This is a genomic window from Dyella sp. 01N36 (genome assembly GCF_056399745.1).
Genome location: NZ_JBFTRY010000380.1, coordinates 1 through 1,134 on the forward strand (window position 1 = coordinate 1; position 1,134 = coordinate 1,134).

Genomic DNA, 1,134 nt, shown 5'->3' on the forward strand with positions numbered 1-1,134 from the left:
CAACAGCACCGTGTTGAGCGCCGCGCGCGACGTCGCCACGCAAAGCCTGACCGCAGACCAGATCCAGAATCGCCGCAAGGAACAGGCCCGCGAAATCGCCGCCAACCAGCAGCTGCTCGCCAACGCGCAATCGCGCGTCAAGCGTGGCGTGAGCGACAGCCGCGAATCGCTGAGTGCGCAGGCAGACCTTCTGCAACAGCAGGACAGCGATGTGACCCTGCAAGGCCAGGCGCTCTCCACCGATATCTCGCTGATCAAGGCCCTGGGCGGCGGTTACCGCGCCAGCCTGCCGGCACAGGCATCCAGCGATCACCCCTCTTCCCCTTTGAACCTTTCCGGAGACGCCCCGAATGAGCGCCACTGATTCCGACGTCAAGAAGAACAACAACGACGACAACGACAGCGGCATGGCGGCAAAGGATCCCGTCAAGCGCCGTCGCGCGTTGTTCATCGTCGCCGCGGTCTTTGTGCTGGCCGCCGTTGCATGGCTGCTGCTGTGGCTGTTCGTGTTCTCCACCCGCGAGAAGACCGACAACGCCTATGTCGGCGGCAACCAGGTGGCGATTTCAGCGCAGGTGCCCGGCATCGTGGTGGCGATCCTGGCTGACGACACGCAGCGCGTCGAAGCCGGCCAGGTGCTGGTGAAGCTCGACAACACCGACGCCGACGTGCGCCTGCAGCAGACCAGCAGCGCGCTCGCGCAGGCCGTGCGCCAGGTGCGCCAGCAGACCGAGTCGGCGACCAGCGCCGATGCCCAGGTGGCCAAGGCCCGCGTCGATCTCAAGAAGGCGCAGGCGGATCTTGCCCGTCGCGCACCGCTGGTGGCCGCCCAGGCCGAAGCGCCGGAAACGGTGCAGCACCTGCGCGATGCCGTCGACCAGGCACAGGCCTCGCTCGACGCGGCGCAGGCACAGGCCGCGGCTTCGCACGCCGCCATCGAAGGCACCCGCATCGCCACCAATCCGGCGGTGGAGCAGGCGCGCGCCAATTACCGTTCGGCCTGGATCGCCGCACAGCGCAACAACATCTACGCGCCGGTCACCGGCTACGTCGCCCAGCGCAGCGTTCAGGTGGGCAACTGCGTGCAGACCGGCCAGCAGCTGATGGCGGTGGTGCCACTGCACGACCTGTGTG

At 67.5% G+C, this 1,134-nt stretch carries 1 protein-coding gene and 1 pseudogene; both read left to right on the top strand.

Going from position 1 to position 1,134, the window contains the following annotated elements; genetic code table 11:
- A partial coding sequence (locus AC1DMG_RS22280; RefSeq protein ID WP_477181166.1) for a TolC family protein occupies positions 1 to 364 on the top strand: 364 nt, incomplete at its 5' end.
- Positions 351 to 1,134: pseudogene (locus tag AC1DMG_RS22285) on the top strand (EmrA/EmrK family multidrug efflux transporter periplasmic adaptor subunit); the annotation flags it as partial. The gene AC1DMG_RS22280 and the pseudogene AC1DMG_RS22285, both read left to right, overlap by 14 nt.